13 protein-coding genes, 1 tRNA gene and 2 pseudogenes are annotated in these 18,068 nt (G+C 52.0%); 6 read left to right on the forward strand and 10 right to left on the reverse strand.

Annotated features, from left to right (window positions below):
- Positions 1-177, reverse strand: a pseudogene (locus EV202_RS15275) (IS5/IS1182 family transposase); the annotation flags it as partial.
- Positions 178-634: 457 nt separating this feature from the next.
- Between EV202_RS15275 and EV202_RS08465 the strand changes: the two are divergent.
- Positions 635-2,440, forward strand: coding sequence for an AMP-dependent synthetase/ligase (locus EV202_RS08465; RefSeq protein WP_106069801.1), 1,806 nt, complete (start codon positions 635-637; stop codon positions 2,438-2,440).
- 137 nt (positions 2,441-2,577) lie between these two features.
- On the opposite strand, the gene EV202_RS08470 is transcribed toward EV202_RS08465, so the two are convergent.
- Positions 2,578-5,499, reverse strand: a complete 2,922-nt coding sequence (locus tag EV202_RS08470; RefSeq protein ID WP_131926699.1) for a M16 family metallopeptidase — start codon at positions 5,497-5,499, stop codon at positions 2,578-2,580.
- Between the two features lie 187 nt (positions 5,500-5,686).
- Here EV202_RS08470 and prfB point away from each other — a divergent pair, with 187 nt between their 5' ends.
- Positions 5,687-6,802 (forward strand): peptide chain release factor 2, encoded by a 1,116-nt coding sequence (gene prfB / locus EV202_RS08475; protein ID WP_106069803.1) that lies wholly within the window; start codon positions 5,687-5,689, stop codon positions 6,800-6,802.
- A gap of 16 nt (positions 6,803-6,818) precedes the next feature.
- Here the strand turns inward: prfB and EV202_RS08480 are convergent, their stop codons facing one another.
- The 4 genes and pseudogenes from EV202_RS08480 to EV202_RS08490 form a co-directional block, all read right to left on the reverse strand.
- Positions 6,819-7,115, reverse strand: a complete 297-nt coding sequence (locus EV202_RS08480) for a helix-turn-helix domain-containing protein (RefSeq protein ID WP_106069804.1) — start codon at positions 7,113-7,115, stop codon at positions 6,819-6,821.
- Positions 7,099-7,236: pseudogene (locus EV202_RS15400) on the reverse strand (type II toxin-antitoxin system RelE/ParE family toxin); the annotation flags it as partial. The pseudogene EV202_RS15400 and the gene EV202_RS08480, both read right to left, overlap by 17 nt.
- A gap of 15 nt (positions 7,237-7,251) precedes the next feature.
- Complete coding sequence (locus tag EV202_RS15280) at positions 7,252-7,458, reverse strand: type II toxin-antitoxin system RelE/ParE family toxin (protein ID WP_234878269.1); 207 nt, start codon at positions 7,456-7,458, stop codon at positions 7,252-7,254.
- 182 nt (positions 7,459-7,640) lie between these two features.
- Positions 7,641-7,868: a hypothetical protein gene (locus tag EV202_RS08490; RefSeq protein ID WP_131926702.1), complete on the reverse strand. Its 228-nt coding sequence runs from the start codon at positions 7,866-7,868 to the stop codon at positions 7,641-7,643.
- A gap of 203 nt (positions 7,869-8,071) precedes the next feature.
- On the opposite strand from EV202_RS08490, the gene EV202_RS15405 reads away from it, so the two are divergent.
- The 4 genes from EV202_RS15405 to EV202_RS08505 all read left to right on the forward strand — a co-directional run bounded on the left by EV202_RS15405 (position 8,072) and on the right by EV202_RS08505 (position 12,726).
- A complete protein-coding gene (locus EV202_RS15405) occupies positions 8,072-8,206 on the forward strand; it encodes a hypothetical protein (RefSeq protein WP_262709392.1) in 135 nt (44 codons plus the stop codon).
- A gap of 22 nt (positions 8,207-8,228) precedes the next feature.
- Positions 8,229-8,717, forward strand: coding sequence for a CYTH domain-containing protein (locus tag EV202_RS08495; RefSeq protein ID WP_131926704.1), 489 nt, complete (start codon positions 8,229-8,231; stop codon positions 8,715-8,717).
- 13 nt (positions 8,718-8,730) lie between these two features.
- Positions 8,731-10,026: an MgtC/SapB family protein gene (locus tag EV202_RS08500; protein WP_131926706.1), complete on the forward strand. Its 1,296-nt coding sequence runs from the start codon at positions 8,731-8,733 to the stop codon at positions 10,024-10,026.
- A 171-nt stretch (positions 10,027-10,197) separates the two neighbouring features.
- Positions 10,198-12,726, forward strand: a complete 2,529-nt coding sequence (locus EV202_RS08505; RefSeq protein ID WP_131926765.1) for an outer membrane beta-barrel family protein — start codon at positions 10,198-10,200, stop codon at positions 12,724-12,726.
- 551 nt (positions 12,727-13,277) lie between these two features.
- On the opposite strand, the gene EV202_RS08510 is transcribed toward EV202_RS08505, so the two are convergent.
- The 4 genes from EV202_RS08510 to EV202_RS08525 form a co-directional block, all read right to left on the reverse strand.
- Positions 13,278-13,359: transfer RNA gene (locus EV202_RS08510), tRNA-Leu, on the reverse strand.
- Between the two features lie 69 nt (positions 13,360-13,428).
- Complete coding sequence (locus EV202_RS08515; protein WP_131926708.1) at positions 13,429-14,451, reverse strand: S41 family peptidase; 1,023 nt, start codon at positions 14,449-14,451, stop codon at positions 13,429-13,431.
- A 32-nt stretch (positions 14,452-14,483) separates the two neighbouring features.
- Positions 14,484-15,338: a DUF3316 domain-containing protein gene (locus tag EV202_RS08520; RefSeq protein WP_131926767.1), complete on the reverse strand. Its 855-nt coding sequence runs from the start codon at positions 15,336-15,338 to the stop codon at positions 14,484-14,486.
- A 46-nt stretch (positions 15,339-15,384) separates the two neighbouring features.
- Positions 15,385-18,066, reverse strand: a complete 2,682-nt coding sequence (locus tag EV202_RS08525) for a DNA gyrase/topoisomerase IV subunit A (RefSeq protein WP_131926710.1) — start codon at positions 18,064-18,066, stop codon at positions 15,385-15,387.
- Between the last annotated feature and the right edge of the window lie 2 nt (positions 18,067-18,068).

Here is an 18,068-nt window from a genome sequence, read left to right on the forward strand (position 1 = left end):
TACGATTTCAACAAGACTACTTTGAGTTACGAAACCACGTTTGCCCACACATAAATGAGGCAATATTTCACTTTTTATTGTATCTTTGTCCAACACAGCGTACATGGGGATGTTGTTATGAATGAGTTTGCTCACCCATAATATAACAATTTTAGCTATTAGTACGCTGTTTCTCATTGGATCAATTAGTTTAAATCACTTCAAAATAAAAAGAATGAAAGACATCGTTTATGCTTACATGACTTTTGGTGAAGACTATTGGTGGGCGTTTTTAATCGTTTGGCTGCTTCTTATAATAATGACTTGGATTCCTGATTTTGTAAACTTTCGCAAGACAGCTTTAATAATTCCGGGAATTTTCTTTTTGGTTTGGTATATACTGGAAATACTTCGTTACCTATGTTTGATATAAGAACGAGAAAGTTAAAGCCTTGACCCTTAAATAAGATGCATGGAAAGCCTCACGATAACAAGAAATCTCGGATATGGGTAAGATGAATGAAGGAGTACCCTTTCTTGAAATCCTTATGATGATTCGGGAAGTTTTTCTGTATCTACGGATAAATCCTGAAAAAGGAAGAAGGTTTCAAATGAAACCACTACCTTTGCGGTGTATTTATTAATTCATAGACTTATGACTTATCATCATTTATCTGTTCTGGTGCATCGCCAGGCAGAAAAGTATGGAGACAAAACGGCCCTGAAATACAGGGACTATGAGACGGCGCAGTGGATACCGGTTTCCTGGAATGAGTTTTCGCGGATTGTGCATCGGGTTGCCCGGGCAATGGCAGCCTTAGGGATAGAGCCGCAGGAGAACGTCGGTATCTTCTCGCAGAATAAACCCGAATGTCTTTATACTGATTTCGGCGCTTTTGCCAACCGGGCGGCGACTGTTCCTTTGTATGCCACCAGTTCGCCGGCACAAGCGCAGTATATCATCAACGATGCAAAGATGCGCTATGTGTTCGTGGGTGAGCAGTTTCAGTATGACGCAGCTTTCAGTGTGTTCGGCTTCTGCACCTCCTTGCAGCAACTTATCATCTTCGATCGTGCCGTGGTGCGCGACCCGCGAGACACCACGTCCATCTATTTTGACGAGTTTCTGGAGATAGACAAAGAGGCACGATACGCTGCAGTTGTGGAAGAGCGTACCGCAGCAGCTTCGTACGACGACCTTGCCAATATCCTTTATACCTCCGGCACCACCGGCGAACCGAAAGGAGTCATGCTCCACCATTTCAATTATCGTGAAGCTTTCCGCATCCACGACATCCGCCTGCCTTTTATGACCGACAAAGATGTTTCCATGAACTTCCTTCCGTTGACGCATGTGTTCGAAAAGGCGTGGACTTATCTCTGCATCCATCGGGGTGTGCAGGTCTGCGTCAATCTCCGTCCGCAGGATATTCAGACCACCATCAAAGAGATACGCCCCACGCTGATGTGCAGCGTGCCGCGCTTTTGGGAGAAAGTCTATGCCGGCGTACAGGAAAAGATTGCCCAAGAAACCGGCTTGCGCAAAGCGATGATGCTGGATGCCATCAAGGTGGGCAAAGCGCACAACATCGACTATCTGCGCCGTGGAAAAACTCCTCCGGTGATGCTTCATCTGAAATATAAGTTTTACGAGAAGACCGTCTATGCGCTGTTGAAGAAGACCATCGGCATTGAAAACGGCAATTTCTTCCCCACGGCGGGTGCTGCCGTGCCCGATGAGATTTGCGAGTTTGTGCATTCGGTGGGCATCAACATGGTGGTGGGCTACGGACTGACGGAGTCGACGGCCACCGTGTCGTGCTTCTTGAACGAAGGCTACGAGATAGGCTCCGTGGGTACGCTGATGCCCGATGTGGAGGTGAAGATTGGCGAGAACAATGAGATACTCTTGCGTGGCAAGACCATTACCACCGGTTATTATAAGAAGCCGGTAGCCACTGCGGCCGCCATTGATGAAGACGGTTGGTTTCATACGGGCGATGCAGGTTATCTGAAAGATAATCATCTCTATCTGACAGAGCGCATTAAAGACTTGTTCAAGACGTCCAACGGGAAGTATATCTGCCCGCAGGCGTTGGAGACCAAGTTGGGCATCGACCGCTACATTGACCAGATTGCCATTATTGCCGATGAGCGGAAGTTCGTCTCTGCCCTGATAGTCCCTGTATATGGTTTCGTGAAGGATTATGCCGACGAGAAAGGCATTGCGTATGGCAGCATGGAAGAGTTGTTGCAGCATCCTAAGATACAGGCCTTGTTCCGTGCCCGCATCGACACGCTGCAACAGCAGTTTGCCCATTACGAACAGGTGAAACGTTTCACGCTCCTGCCCGAACCTTTCAGCATGGAGCGCGGCGAGCTGACGAACACGTTGAAGCTGAAACGTCCCGTGGTGGCGAAGAACTACAAGGATGTGATAGATAAGATGTATGAGGAGTAGCGAAAAAAAAGCACTATAGAAATATATAGTGCCTAATTTAAAATCTGTGTAATACGCATCGTCTGCGTCTGAATGATGTATAAACAGCCTTTCGGGCAGCCCGGCATACAGTGGCGTCCGAAAGGCTGTTTGTTTTTTTAGTATCCGAAGATTTCTTCCTGTGTCAGTTCAACCACCGGGGCTATTTTCTTCAAGGCTTCGATGTCGAGCTCTTTCTTGTCGCCGAGGATACCGTAGTTGTACGTGCGTCCTTTTATCCGGCTGGTTTGGAAGTCGACAACGTCTTTCAGCGTCATGCCCTGAATGTCGTTGTACAATTTGATGCGTGAGTCTATATCCTGACCCAGATATTGGGCGCTGATAAACGACCAGATGACGCTCATCTTCGTGATGCGTTCGGTGCGCAGGCGTGCCGTCATGCCCTCTTTGGCCAGTTTGAAGGCTGCTTCCGATTGGGGCATGTTTTCGATGATGTCGTTGAATGTTTTGATGGCATCCAGCATCTTGTCGTTCTGCGTGGCTATCTGGCTCATAACAAGGTAATTGTTTTTCAGATAAGACGGACGGTTGAAACCTGCCCATGCCGAATAGGCCAACCCACGGCTTTCGCGCATTTCTTGGAACACGATGGAGTTCATGCCGCCTCCGAAATACTCGTTGTAGAGCTGGCGTGCCGGCTCGATGGAGGCATCGAACTTCTCTCCCCGGTTGGATATCTGGGTCATGTAAATCTGTTTTGCCTCGTATGGAGCAATGTAGAAAGTGGTTTTCGGCGTAAGCTGTTCATTGAAGTCATTGCCCGTGGGGATGTCTTTCAGCATGGCCGGAGTCTTGTGCTCTTTGGCAAGAAGGGCAAGCACGTCTTGTTCGCTGCGGGGGCCGTAGTACAGAATGCGGTGCTTGAAGCCGTTCAGGCCGTGGATGCGGTCTACCAGCTCTTGCGGGTTCATGTCGGTCAGTTCGGCTTCGCTCAAGAGGTTGGTTGCGGCGTTTTTCGGGCCATAGACGATGTAGGTCGTCAGGCGCGAGAAGTTCTGCATCTGGTTCAGTTTGGCATCTTTACGCTTCTTCAGGATGTCTTGCACGAGGTTGGCGTAGGCTTCCTTGTTGACTTGCGCATCGGCCAACAGCTTTTCGAAGAGGGCGATGGCGGCGGGCATGTTTTCGTTCAAGCCCGAAAGCTCCACATACGTGCGTTCGCTGCTGGGATATACGCTGAAGCTGCAAGCCATGCGGTAGAACTCGCTTTTCACCTGTTCGGGAGTCATGTCCGATGTGCCCAGGTATTCCAGATACTGGGCTGCCGTGCCCAATGCCTTGTCGTTGTTGTTGCCCATATCGAAAAGATAGGTCAGCTCGAAAATGTCGTTGTTGGTGTTCTGCTTGTAGAGTACGGGGATGCCGTTCTGTGTTTTCAGTTGCGACAAGTCTTTGCTGTAATCGAGGAATACCGGCTCGATGGGAGTGACTTGGCTTCCCTGTATATCTTTCAGGAACGGGCTGATGGCGTCGCGGTTCATGAAGATGGGGGTGATGGTGGGTTTCGCAATCTTCTTCTCGTTCAGGTCTTTTCCCTGACGTTTGTAGATAACGACGTAGTTCGTGTCTTCCAGATATTGGTTGGCGAAAGCCACGATGTCGGCTTTGGTCAGTCGGGAGATGCGGTTCAGTTGGTTCACCTCGTCGGCCCAGTCGCTGCCGTTGACGAAAGACTGTACGAACCAGTTGGCGCGTGCGCCGTTGCTATCCAGTCTGTATAGCTGGTTCAGTTTGAAGTTGTTGATGTTGGCTTCCAATATTTTTTCGTCGAAGTCGCCGTTGCGCAGTTTCTTGACTTCGCCCAGCAGCAGGTCTTTCACCTCGTCCAATGTCTGGCCCTGTTTGGGACGTCCCTGCATCATCAGTGCGGAATAGTCTGACATGCTCATCGGATAGCAGTAAGCGCTCAGCGTCTTCTGTTGTTGGGTCAGGTTGAGGTCAATCAGACCGGCTTGGCCGTTGTAGAGGATTTGCGATACCACTTCCAGTATTTCGGCCTCTTTGCTGGCTGCTCCGGGGAATCGCCATGCCAAAGCCACGCTTTCGGCGTCCGGGCCGAACACTTCGCGCACAATCGGGGCGGTGATAGGCTTTTCTTTCGCCAGATTCAGTTTGGGCAGATTGGGATTGGGCTTCAGTGAGCCGAAGTATTTGTCAACGACGGCAATCATGCTGTCGGGGTCGAAGTCGCCGCTGAGGCAGATGGCCATGTTGTTGGGCACATACCACATCTTATAATAGTTTTTGATGTTGGTGATGGAGGGGTTCTTCAGATGCTCCTGTGTGCCGAGTACGGTTTGCGTGCCGTAGGGATGGTGGGGGAAGAGGGCCGATAGGGTAGCTTCGTACACCTTACGCGGGTCTCTGGTGAGCGACATGTTCTTCTCCTCGTACACCGTCTCCAGCTCGGTGTGGAAACCGCGGATCACACTGTTCTTGAAGCGGTCGGCCTGTATCTTTGCCCAGTTCTCTACTTGATTGGAGGGTATGTCTTCGGTGTAGCACGTCACGTCGAAGCTGGTATAGGCATTCGTCCCATTGGCGCCGATGGCAGTCATCAGCTTGTCGTATTCGTTGGGGATGGACAGTTTGGATGCCTCGTAAGAAAGGCTGTCGATGGCGTGATAGATGTTTTTGCGGGCAACGCTGTCCGTTGTTTTGCGATAGATTTCGAATTGCTGTTCTATCTGGTCGAGCAGTGGCTTCTCGGCTTCGTAGTTTTGCGTGCCGAAGTGGTTGGTGCCTTTAAACATCAGGTGCTCGAAATAGTGTGCCAGTCCGGTGGTTTCGGCAGGGTCGTTCTTTCCGCCCACACGTACGGCGATAAACGTTTGTATACGCGGTTTCTCTTTGTTAACTGTCATGTAGACTTTCAGTCCATTGTCTAAGGTGTAGATACGTGCTTTCAGTGGGTCGTTGGGCACGGTGGTGTAGCGATAGTCCTTGGGACCGGCGCCACGCATGCTTGCTGTTGCCAGAATGAAAAGCAGCAGGCACGCCAAGCGGAATAATTTATTCATAAATTAAAGTTATTGGGTTGATAAACACAAAAGTATGTATTTTTATCCAAAGGTGGTGCATGTAGCAGGTTATTTTTTGAAAAACGGGCTATGTTTCACTGCTTCAACTATTTCAGGAGCTTGCTTTTTGAGTAATTGTGTTTTTTTCCTACCTTTGCCGTCCTGAAAACCGAAAAGGAACAAGCGTATGATTACCGCAGAACAACTGAAAGATATCAAAGAACGTACCGATGCCTTGAACCGCTATCTGGACATCGAAGGAAAAAAAATACAAGTAGAGGAAGAACAACTCCGCACGCAAGCCCCCGGATTCTGGGACGACCAAAAGGCCGCCGAAGCGCAGATGAAGAAAGTGAAGGGCTTGCAACAATGGATTTCGGGCTACAACGAGGTGAAGACGCTGACGGAAGAAGTGCAGCTGGCCTACGATTTCTACAAGGACGAGCTGGTGAGCGAGGAAGAGGTGGACGAGGCCTATGCCAAAGCATCCGTTGCCGTAGAGGAACTTGAACTCAAGAATATGCTTCGCGAAGAAGCCGACCAGATGGACTGCGTGCTGAAGATAAACTCCGGTGCGGGCGGCACGGAAAGCCAAGACTGGGCCAGCATGCTGATGCGCATGTACCTGCGCTATGCCGAGACCAACGGTTATAAGGCCACCATTGCCAACTTGCAGGAGGGCGACGAGGCGGGCATCAAGACTTGTACCATCGAGATTGCCGGCGATTATGCCTACGGTTACCTGAAGGGCGAGAACGGGGTGCACCGCTTGGTGCGCGTCTCTCCCTACAACGCACAGGGCAAGCGCATGACTTCTTTTGCCTCTGTGTTCGTCACTCCGTTGGTAGACGATACCATTGAGGTGAACATCAACGTAGCCAACATCTCGTGGGATACCTTCCGTTCCAGCGGGGCAGGCGGGCAGAACGTGAACAAGGTGGAGTCCGGCGTGCGTCTGCGCTATCAGTTCAAAGACCCTTATACGGGCGAGGAAGAAGAAATCCTGATTGAAAACACCGAAACGCGCGACCAGCCCAAGAACCGCGAGAATGCCCTGCGCCAGTTGCGCTCCATCTTGTACGACAAGGAACTTCAGCACCGCATGGCCGAACAGGCCAAGGTGGAAGCCGGCAAGAAGAAAATCGAATGGGGCTCGCAGATACGCAGTTACGTGTTCGACGACCGCCGCGTGAAAGACCATCGCACCAACTTCCAGACCAGCGACGTGAACGGGGTGATGGACGGAAAGATAGACGGCTTCATCAAGGCATACCTCATGGAGTTTGCCGGAAGCGGCGAATAGAGGCGGAGGTGGGGCGCTACATGGGGCGCAGTTCCACCGTGAGCCCCATTGCCGCCGCGATGCGGTAGAGCGTGGAGACGGTGGGGATGGTCAGCCCTCTTTCGATTCTCGAAATGTAGCCTTTGTCCGCCCCGATGCGCTTGGCGAGTTCTTCCTGCGTCAGCTTCGCGTTTTTGCGGGCATCCAGCAGGATTTGGGCGTTGTATTCTTCCCAAGCCTTTTCTCTGGCTTGTTCGCGCTCTTTTGTGCCAATCTCTCCGAACTCTCTTGCGAGTTCGGCGCTGACGTCGTAGATTTCATTCTTTTTGCTCATGATACTCTTTCTTTAGTTTGAGTGCTTTTTCGATTTCGCTGTTTGGGGTTTTCTGCGTCTTTTTCCTGAAACAGTTGAACAATATCACTATCGTGTCTCCGTCGTAAGTGAAGAGAAGGCGAAATTCATTGTTGCCCTAATTCACGCGGAACTCGTAAATCCCGTTTCTTATGAACTTGATATAGTGGTTTGGCACTTTATCCTCTGTTTCGAGCAGCAGCAGGGCATGCCTTATCTTTTTTCGTTCTTGGTCTGACAATCGGGACATGAAGTCAGAATAATACCCTTTGTATGCGATAATCTTCCTCATGGTGCAAAGATAGCGATAGTTATATGAAAACACAACTTTTTCTCTCTCTTTTTTCTTTCCGGCGTTTCGGCATCCTCTCTGATGCGGGGCGGAGGGCGGGTGGTTGCCGCGATTGCCTTTCGGGGATGGCGGCTGTCGTTCTTCCTGTTACATACCTCTCCTCTGCGGACGGCACGTCCGCTCCCTTCGGGTTTCCTCCGGTTTCGGAGGAACCATTAAAGGAGGAGGTATGCTTTTATATGCTTTGCTTTGCTTTGTGTACCAAATGCCGCTTCAACAGGCTTTTGGTACGTAAATCCTGCTTTTTCGAGCTTAAATGTTGCATTTTTGGCGATAAATGTAACATTTAACGGACAGGTTCCCCCTGTGTCGGCCGCCTCTCTCGCGATGTTGTTCTGCCGGGTTTCTTTCGGGTGCCGGCGCAATGAAGATTCTTCAGGCATGCCTTTGTCGGGCGAGGGAGTGCCGAGTACGGGTGCTTGTCGTGCCGGAGGCTTGTGTCTGTCACGGCAAAGTCCGGCCGCCCGGGAGCGGGGGCGGAGGGCGAGGCGGGACGATGGTTGAACATTTTTCTCTTTTTCGTTTGGAAACTTCCCGAATTTCCTCTTACTTTGTTCATCGTTGAACTTTAAACAGCAAAAACGCCATGGGAAAAAGTAAGAAGAAGGCAATGCACAGCCTGAAAGAAGAGCAACAAGCCAGGAAAGTGATGATTGTCATCGGCATCGTAGCCATCGTTTTGGTTATAGCCATGTTTGTGGGCTATTCTTACCGGGGCTGATGACAAATTAGAAAAGACGGGCATGCCGCAGGAGATAGAACGGAAATTCCTTGTGACGGGCGAGTATAAGTCGCAAGCCCACGCACAGAGCCGCATCGTGCAAGGCTACATCAGCAGCGCGCGCGGGCGGACGGTGAGGGTACGCATTCGCGACGGCAAAGGCTATCTCACCATTAAAGGACCGTCCGATGCGTCGGGAACCGCACGCTACGAATGGGAGAGGGAACTTCCGCTTGAAGAGGCCGAAGAGTTGATGCGGCTGTGCGAACCGGGTGTCATTGACAAGACGCGCTATTTGGTGCGCAGCGGCCGCCACATCTTCGAGGTGGACGAGTTTCGAGGCGAAAACGAAGGGCTGACCTTGGCCGAAGTGGAGCTTTCCTCGGCCGACGAAGTGTTCGTGAAGCCCGCTTTCCTCGGCCGGGAGGTGACGGGCGACGTCCGGTATTATAACTCGCAACTGATGAAGCATCCTTTCGCTACGTGGCGGCAAACCCACGACTCACCCTAATCCTTACGCAATCATGGAGAAACTTTACGAGTACTTGCCAAGAGAACTGGTCTCCTTTATTTTGGTCACCCTGTTTTCTCTGCTCATCGGGCTTTCGCAGCGTAAAATCAGCCTGAAGCGCGAAGGCGAGACCACGCTCTTCGGCACCGACCGCACGTTTACCTTCATCGGCATTCTGGGCTACCTGCTCTACATCCTCGACCCTGTGGAGTATCGCCTCTTCATGGGTGGCGGTGCCGTTCTGGGCTTGCTGCTCGGGCTGAACTACTACGTGAAACAGGCGCAGTTCCATGTGTTCGGCGTAACCACCATCGTCATTGCGCTCATCACCTACTGCATAGCACCTATTGTGGCCACGCAGCCTTCGTGGTTCTACGTCATGGTCGTCGTCACGGTGCTGCTTTTCACCGAACTGAAGCACACCTTTACGGAGCTGGCGCAGCGCATGAAGAACGACGAGATGATAACGCTTGCCAAGTTCCTTGCCATCAGTGGCATCATCCTGCCCATGCTGCCCAATAAGAATCTCATCCCCGGCATCAACCTGACGCCTTACACCATCTGGCTGGCCACGGTGGTGGTATCGGGCATCTCCTACCTCTCGTATCTGCTCAAGCGTTACGTCTTCCACGAATCGGGCGTGCTGGTTTCGGGCATCGTGGGAGGGCTGTATAGCAGCACGGCCACCATCTCCGTGCTGGCACGCAAAAGCCGCAGGGCCTCCGCGCAGGATGCCCCGGAATATGCGGCTGCCATGTTGCTGGCGGTGAGCATGATGTTCCTGCGCTTCCTGATACTGATAGGCATCTTCAGCCGCGATACGTTGTTGGCCATCTATCCCTACCTGCTGCTTATGTCGGTTGTGGCGGCAGGCACGGCATGGTATCTGCATTCCCGGCGCAGACCGGCGGATAACGGCGACCATGCAGGCGAGGAAGAAGACGGCAGCAATCCGTTGGAGTTCAAGGTGGCACTCATCTTCGCCGTGTTGTTTGTCGTGTTCACCATACTGACCCATTATACGTTGATGTATGCCGGTACGGGCGGATTGAATCTGCTCTCTTTCATCTCCGGTTTCAGCGACATCACTCCTTTCATCCTGAACCTGCTTCAGGGCACGAGCAGTGTGGCGGTGACGGTTGTTGCGGCTTGCAGCATGCAGGCCATTGTCAGCAACATTGCGGTGAACATGTGCTACGCCCTCTTCTTTGCCGGCCGGCAGAACCCTTTGCGCCCGTGGATATTGAGGGGCTTTGGTTGTGTCATAGCCGTGAACATCAGCATCCTGCTCCTTTTTTACTTTCTGTAAACAGTTGTGTATAAGCTGTTATGCAACTTCTTTTTTGCCTTTTTTAACTCCGAAACTCTCGTAATCGTATGGAAAGGGACTATTTTTGTCGCAATCACTGTGACAAAACCCCATCGGACTCGTCTAATAGCAAAAACAATGATCAACGAATAGTAACCAAACATGAAAACAATGAGAATGAAATGGTTTGTGCTGCTGTGGATGCTGATGCTATCCGCAATGCTGGCTGCACAAAGTACGGCTCCCTTATCTTTTCAAGTCAAAGGAGTATTGCTCGACTCGCTTACCCACGAGGGAGAGCCTTATGCCACTATTAAAATCGTGAAGAAAGAAAATCCCGGACGTGCTTTGAAGATGATGGTGACGGACATGAAAGGCCGTTTTCAAGAGAAAGTGCCCGGCACGGGAAACTTCGTGCTCACCATAACCTCTGTGGGGCGTGTGCCTATCGTGAAGAATTTCACGGTGAAGGCAGGCAAGCAGGTAGTAGACTTCGGCACGCTGTATGCCGTGGATGCCACCAACGAACTGGCGCAGGTGGAAATCGTGGCGCAAAAGCCGTTGGTCAAAGCCGATGTGGATAAGATAGAATACAATATACAGGACGACCCCGACTCGAAATCGAACTCCTTGCTGGAGATGCTCCGCAAAGTGCCTCTGGTGACAGTGGACGGGGAGGACAACATCAAGGTGAACGGTAGCAGTAACTTCAAGGTCTACGTCAACGGGAAGCCCAACAACATGATGAGCAACAATCCTACGGAGGTGTTGAAGAGTATGCCCGCCAACTCCATCAAGCACATTGAGGTGATAACCAATCCCGGCCCCAAGTACGACGCCGAAGGCGTGGGAGGTATCCTTAACATCGTCACTATGGGCAGCGGACTGGAAGGTTACACGGTGACTTTCAGCGGGAATGTCAGCAACCGAGGTGCAGGAGGCGGCTTGTTTGGTACGGTGAAGAGCGGTAAACTGACTGTCAGCGGTCGCTACAACTACGATTACCACGACCAGCCGCGCAGCTATTCCGGTGGAAGCCAGCGCACAAAAGGCAAAATCACAGCAATGTCTTCGGATCTGGATTTTGATGGAATGAACGAAGGAAGCGATCACTTCCAGTCGGGCAGTATGGAGGCAAGTTATGAGATAGACACCTTACGCCTGCTTTCCATGTCTTTCGGGTTGTGGGGAGGCGGAAACAAGGGGTCCGGCGAGAATCACGCCCGAGCCACCGCACCGGGCACGGACAACGAACTATACCGCTACACCTCGAACAACCATAACAAGCGCTCGTGGTACTCCATCGACGGAGGCCTCGACTATCAACGTCTGTTCGGTGTGAAAAACCGCATGCTCACCTTGTCTTATAAGATAAATACCCGTCCGCAGACCTCGGATTCGTATTCCGACTACAACGATACGCATGCAGCCACGGATTGGCAGGACTTCATGAAGCGCATGCGCAATCAGCGTAACGACGGTTCGCAAAGCACCACGGAACATACTTTCCAGGTGGACTATACCACGCCCATCGGCAAGATTCATACGCTCGAAGCCGGTACCAAATACATCTTGCGCAACAACATTTCGGAGAACGACCGCTATGAGCGTATGATTGGAGCGGATGCTTACGAGTTCGACAGAGACCACAGCTCTCACTACAAGCATCAGAACGACATTCTGGCCGCCTATCTGGGCTATGGATTGAGGGTAAAGAAACTTTCCGGACGGTTGGGTGTGCGCTATGAGCATACCATCCAGAACGTGAAATACAGGTTGGGCAAGGGCGATGATTTCAAGGAGCATTTTAACGATGTGGTGCCCTCGGCAAGCATCGGCTGGAAGCTGACCGATATGTCGAACCTGCAACTGGGCTACAACATGCGCATTTACCGTCCGGGCATCTGGTTCCTGAATCCTTATCTGAACGACAGCAATCCCACCTACATCAGTCAGGGTAATCCGAATCTGGACAGTGAGAAGAACCATTCGTTCAACCTTAGCTACAGCAATTTTACCCAAAAGTTCAACATCAACCTCTCCATGCGCTATTCGTTCACCAACAACAGCATTGAGAGCATCACCGAACTTGTGTCGGACAGAACGCTCGTGGAAAAGGGTTTGCAGAACCCTACCGGCAAGGATGTCCTCTACAACACCTATCAAAACATCGGTAAGAGCAGGAATGCGGGGTTGAGCGGCTATGTGAACTGGAACGCGACTGCCAACACGCGTATTTATATGAACTTCTATGGCAGTTACGCCTATATGGAAGACGGCAGGGGACTGAAGAACGACGGGTGGAGTCTCTTTGCTTATGGCGGCATCCAGCAGTCGTTGCCTCGCGACTGGCGCATCAGTATGAACATGTACGGACAGACTCCGTGGATAATGCTTCAAGGCAAGGGAAGCAGTTTCTTCGATTACAGTTTGAGCGTTAACAAGTCTTTCCTGAAAAAGCGTCTTACCTTGTCGGCATTTGCCGGAAACTTCTTCTCGAAATATATGCATCAGAATAATACGTTGGAGAATGCCAACTTCATACAAGAAAGTCGCTACAAGTATAGTCGCCGGCGTTTCGGCGTGAGCGTCAGCTATCGCATCGGCGAACTGAAGGCAAGCGTGAAGAAAGCCTCGCGCACCATCAGCAACGATGACGTGAAGGGCGAGGGAAACAGTGGCGGTGGAGGAGCCGAATAAGGAAGGTTTGGTATAGGAAGACGCGGAGGCACAACATTTTCCGTTCATCTGCAACGAACAGGAAATGCTGCGCCTCCGCGTCTTTGTTGTATTATCTGCGGAACTGTTCTTTCATTGCCGATACTCCTGAATGTTGTGCTTCCGCATCCTTTTTTGTATAAACGGCCGAACAATCAGCAAAGTCCCGGTGGCATTTCGTCTTCCTCCGGGTTTACTTTGCCTCGACACGCGGGAGTAGCGCCTCTAAGGTGTGGGCTTACCTCCCGTAAAGTGTGGGCTAACCTCCCGTGAAGTGTGGGCTTACACCTCGTGAAGTGTGGGCATAGGCCTCGTGAAGTGTGGGCTTGGAATTGCTTGGATGCGGGGTTATGTCTGCCAAGCATATAAAATTGAACTTTTTTGTAGCAAGAAAGAAAGGGTTTGCCCATCGGCTTTTCTGACTATCGCAAAGGCATGTCATCAGAAAGGGGGATATAAAAAGATAAAAGGAAACTGTCTCACGACGCTCTCCTTTCCGTTTTGTTTTGTTTGATTGTTCTTCTTATAAATCGTGCGGGTGATAGGACTCGAACCTACACGCCTCACAGCACCAGATCCTAAGTCTGGCGCGGCTACCAATTACGCCACACCCGCAAGTTCGTTTTGTAGTGGCTGCAAAGGTAGAAAGAAATTTCATTTCAGCAAATAGTTGAAGTTGCAAAGTTACTTCAAAGCCCCTATTTTAAGGTTTTTTCGAGCTTCTTCAATAATAGTGTCTATTCCGTCGGCCTCGTCTTCCTTGCTCATGTCCACCTTTTTGTCCGGAGCGATGCCGAACTCTATCTGCTGCTTGCCTGCATCAAGATGCGGGCTGGCCGAGAAGCGTACTCCCCACCCGTTGGGAAGTTCGGACGAGAAGGGCAGGCCCGAGCCTCCACCGGTCTTGTCGCCTATCAGTGTAACGTTGGGGAAGTAGCGCATGGAGTTGACGAAGTCGTTGGTGGCGCTGTAGCAATGGCGGTTGGTGAGCAGGGCCACTTTCTTTTGCCAGCGAATGCTGTTCGAGGGCTCTATATAAATGGGTGTAGGTTCGGAAAAGTCGCTGTGCCCCTTGCCGGCTTTGTGCATGATGTGGCCCGTCAGCACCTTTTCGTTGGTGAAGCGTTGGGCCATGCGGGTGGCGTTTGTCAGGTTGCCTCCACCATTGTTGCGCACGTCTATAATCAGCCCGTTGCACACGGAGAGGTACGACAGTATCTCGCTCAGATTGCCGTCGCCGATGGGGCTGGAGAAGTTGCCGTAGTAGATGTAGCCGATGTTATCTTCCAGAATGGTGTATTTGGCGCCGCCGGCGATGCGGTAGTCTCTGCCCAAATACTTTTCGATGAGGCTTTCGTTGAAGTTGCGCGGGTAGTCCAGATACCAGTTCCAATAGCGTGCCATGTCGGAAGAGGAGTATAGGTTGACGTGCCCGTCTTTCAGTTCGGCAAGCATGTTGCCCAATACCTCGAACAGGGCTTCGTTGCCCATGTTCGGAGTGATGAGCGCTTGGTATTTGTCGTGAATGTCGTTCCAGTCTATCTGCTTGTAGTCGAAGAAGCAGTAGCGTTCGTCGATGATTTGCCACAAAGCCTCGAAATTGCCTTGCGGGGTGTTGGCATATTCCTCCTCACGGATGCATCCGTGCAGCAGGGGGAGCAGGCTGAGCAGAATGCCCCAAATGCTTAAAAGGTATCTTCTTTTCATCGTCCTTACCGTCTTCTTGTTACTAAAAAATCTCACCTCCTCTTATTGGGGAATAGATAGAACTCTTTTACGAAACCCGCCATGAATACATGCGAGTAGGTGTGCGTCTTTATCTTGTTGATGTTTGACTGCTGTGTGTCCCACAAGTAGGCAAGGCGTATGGTAGAACGCCCCACAGGGAAGTCGGCGGAGAACATCTGCCTCAGTGACGGCTGGTTGTGCAGTGAGGTGAAGTTCACCACTCCGTCCCAATGTTCCAGCGTGAATATCTCGTAGTATGACTGTCCGTAGTTGGGCATGAACATCACGCCTGCCAGCGGGAGGTTTATCTGATAGCGCAGCGTGAAAGGGGAGGTTTTGATGCGCAGCTTCCAGATGGCCATGCCCGATGCGGCAAGGTTGATGTAGGCGCGTGCTTGGGCGGGGTTATTGCCGTTGCGCAGGTTGTAGACAAAGCCCCCGTTGAGGTCGGCCACGCCTCCGGCCAGCAGCTTGAAGTTGCTTGTGATGGCGAAGTTGTAGTGCAGGCCGTAGTTCCAGTTGGCCAGTGCGGAGAGGGTGTTGTTGTTCTCCGCCTTGTTGTGCGTATATCCCAAGTCGGCCTGAAAGAAGGTCTGTTGCGAGATGTTGCCGTTCATCAGCCGTGTCATCCGCATACTTTCGCGGGAAACGCGGAAGTCGATGCCTTTGTATTCCTGTGGCGATAGATAAGTATCGAACACATTGGCGAAGCCCACGCCGTACATCGTGGCACGGCTGACGATGCGGTTGCGGGCTGCGGAGTCTGTACGCAGCTTCTGCACGAGGCCGTCCTCTGCATCCTGAGCTTGCAGTGCGCCGCCGCCTGAAAGCAGCCCCACCAAGGCGATTATCCAATATGACTTCATAACCCTTCCTTCCATATTAACCGCTCATCACTTATTGCTAACCACTCTAAAACAGTTTCATCTGCCCTGTCATCTCATCCAGAATGTCTCCCTCGCTCTTCCCGTGGTCGGGGTCCAGAATTTCCGGCTCGTCTTCCCCCTCCCCGCTTTCCGGCTGTTGCGTCGGTTCGGGGCGGCGGGTAGGTTCCAGCTCATTGATGGTGTCGACGGTGAAAGTGGTCAGCCGTTTGCCTTTGGCTTTGAAACCTTTCACGGCGATGAACTCGTCAGCTTCCACCACCAGAGGTTCGCGGAAGTTGTCGTGCCCGCCGAAGATGACCTCTAATCGTGGGTAGTATTCGTCAGTGAGCAGTATGAGGCTGTTGTTCTTGTTTTCGCCCAGATAATTCTGCTTGCGCGATGTGGCTTCGAAGCAGAAACGCTTGATATACGGATAGTCTTGTTGGTCGGCATCGTAGAGCACGGCCGTCCATACCTTGTTGGGGTCGTACTTCTCAAGCACGCGTATGTTGTCCTCGTAGTGGTTGTTCAAGTCGAAGTTGGTGGTGTGGAAATCGCCGTTGTTCTGCACCACAAGGATGATGTCGTCGCTCTGGAACTCTCCGAGATATTCTCCGCGTCCGTCATAGTTGAGGCGCAGCACGTCTTGGTCGAACCATACCTGCCGTCCGCCCAATGTGGAGCCTCCGCGTTGCTTCAAGGCTATCTTGTGCACCGGGTTGCGGGTCAGGATGTTTCCCATGGCCTGACGTCCCTTGATGTTGATGGTGCTGAAGTCTTCTTCAAAGATGATGCGACGTATGCGCGGGTTGGGCTTCAGCGTCACTTTGATTACTTCTGCCTCGCCGTTGGGGTTGGCGCTGAAGTAGGTGATGCGGGAGTCGGGCGTGCCTTGCGTCACGTCGTACTCGCGGTCGCGCACCACGCCGGTGACGGCAAAACGCTTGATGTAGGTGGTTCCTTCCTTCCCGTCGCGGTAGCATACGTTGTAGATGGTGCGCTTGTCGTTCTTCTTGAATACGCTGGCGTAGAGTATGTTCTTGCCCACGAACTTTTTCTCGGCCACGGGCGTGATGATGTACTTCCCGTCGCGGAAGAAGATGATGACGTCGTCGATGGGCGAGCAGTTGGCCAGATACTCGTCTTTCTTCAGGCCGGTGCCGATGAAGCCCTCTTCGCGGTTGATGTAGAGCTTCTCGTTGGCCTCGATGACCTTGGTGGCCTCGATAGTGTCGAAGTTGCGCAATTCCGTGCGGCGGGCAAAGCCTTTGCCGTACTTCTCTTTCAGCATGCGGAACCAGTCCACGGTATATTCCACGATGTTTGCCAAGTGGCGGTCTGTCTCCTCGATGTCCGCTTTCATGCGGGCAATCAGCTCTTCGGCCTTATCGGAGTTGAACTTGAGGATGCGTGCCATCTTGATTTCCATCAGGCGGAGGATGTCGTCTTTGGTCACTTCGCGGATGAAGGTGGGGTAGTAGGGCGTCAGGCGGTCGTCGATGTGTTCGCAGGCGGCATCCATGCTCTTGGCCTGCTCGAACTCCTTGTCCTTGTAGATGCGCTCTTCGATGAAGACCTTTTCGAGCGAGGCGAAGTGGAGGCTTTCCAGAATCTCGCTCTTGCGTATCTCCAATTCTTGGCGCAGCAGGGCCAGCGTGTTGTCGGCCGATTTGCGCAGCACGTCGCTCACGGTGAGGAAGTGCGGCTTTTGCTCGTCGATGACGCAACAGTTGGGCGAGATGCTCACTTCGCAGTCGGTAAAGGCATAGAGTGCGTCTATCGTCTTGTCGGACGATACGCCCGGCGCCAAGTGCACCAGAATTTCCACATTGCCCGATGTGAGGTCTTCTACCTTACGGATTTTTATTTTCCCTTTTTCGCTTGCCTTTACGATGGAGTCGCATATTCCCGCCACCGTTTTCCCGTAAGGAATCTCTTTGATGGCAAGCGTCTTGTTGTCAATCTTCTCTATCTTTGAACGCACGCGTACGGCGCCTCCCCGCTCGCCGTCGTTGTACTTGGACACGTCGATGGAGCCTCCCGTCTGGAAGTCGGGATAGAGCTTGAAGGCTTCGTTATGCAGATACTTGATGGAGGCGTCGCATAGTTCATTGAAGTTGTGCGGCAGTATTTTGGACGACAGGCCCACGGCAATGCCCTCTACGCCTTGTGCCAGCAGCAGGGGGAATTTCACGGGCAGCGTCACCGGTTCTTTGTTCCGTCCGTCGTAAGAGAGTTTCCATTCGGTGGTTTTGGGGTTGAACACCACGTCGAGCGCAAACTTGGAGAGGCGTGCCTCGATGTATCGCGGTGCGGCGGCGCTGTCGCCCGTCAGGATGTTTCCCCAGTTCCCCTGACAGTCTACAAGCAAGTCCTTCTGTCCCAGTTGCACCAAGGCGTCGCCTATGGAAGCGTCGCCGTGGGGGTGGAACTGCATGGTGTGCCCCACGATGTTGGCCACCTTGTTGTATCGTCCGTCTTCCATGCGGCGCATGGAGTGCAGGATGCGCCGTTGTACGGGCTTCAACCCGTCCATGATGTGGGGCACGGCACGTTCCAGTATCACGTACGAGGCATAGTCCAGAAACCAGTTCTGGTACATGCCGCTCAGCTGGTGTTTCACGTTGGCGTCTTTCGTGTCGGCAGGTTTGTAGTCAGAGTGTTCTTCTTTTCCGGCCGGCAGTTCCTTGTCAAAATCGTCTTTCGGTGCTTCAAAATCTTCGTTCATAT

This window comes from Prevotella heparinolytica (assembly GCF_004342845.1).
Taxonomy (GTDB): Bacteria; Bacteroidota; Bacteroidia; order Bacteroidales; family Bacteroidaceae; genus Bacteroides; species Bacteroides heparinolyticus.

Coding starts and splice junctions, on each gene's coding strand:
- EV202_RS08465 (WP_106069801.1), top strand. CDS start 635: ATGACTTATCATCATTTATCTGTTCTGGTGCATCGCCAGGCAGAAAAG.
- EV202_RS08470 (WP_131926699.1), bottom strand. CDS start 5,499: ATGAATAAATTATTCCGCTTGGCGTGCCTGCTGCTTTTCATTCTGGCA.
- prfB (WP_106069803.1), top strand. CDS start 5,687: ATGATTACCGCAGAACAACTGAAAGATATCAAAGAACGTACCGATGCC.
- EV202_RS08480 (WP_106069804.1), bottom strand. CDS start 7,115: ATGAGCAAAAAGAATGAAATCTACGACGTCAGCGCCGAACTCGCAAGA.
- EV202_RS08490 (WP_131926702.1), bottom strand. CDS start 7,868: ATGCCTGAAGAATCTTCATTGCGCCGGCACCCGAAAGAAACCCGGCAG.
- EV202_RS15405 (WP_262709392.1), top strand. CDS start 8,072: ATGGGAAAAAGTAAGAAGAAGGCAATGCACAGCCTGAAAGAAGAGCAA.
- EV202_RS08495 (WP_131926704.1), top strand. CDS start 8,229: ATGCCGCAGGAGATAGAACGGAAATTCCTTGTGACGGGCGAGTATAAG.
- EV202_RS08500 (WP_131926706.1), top strand. CDS start 8,731: ATGGAGAAACTTTACGAGTACTTGCCAAGAGAACTGGTCTCCTTTATT.
- EV202_RS08505 (WP_131926765.1), top strand. CDS start 10,198: ATGAGAATGAAATGGTTTGTGCTGCTGTGGATGCTGATGCTATCCGCA.
- EV202_RS08515 (WP_131926708.1), bottom strand. CDS start 14,451: ATGAAAAGAAGATACCTTTTAAGCATTTGGGGCATTCTGCTCAGCCTG.
- EV202_RS08520 (WP_131926767.1), bottom strand. CDS start 15,338: ATGAAGTCATATTGGATAATCGCCTTGGTGGGGCTGCTTTCAGGCGGC.
- EV202_RS08525 (WP_131926710.1), bottom strand. CDS start 18,066: ATGAACGAAGATTTTGAAGCACCGAAAGACGATTTTGACAAGGAACTG.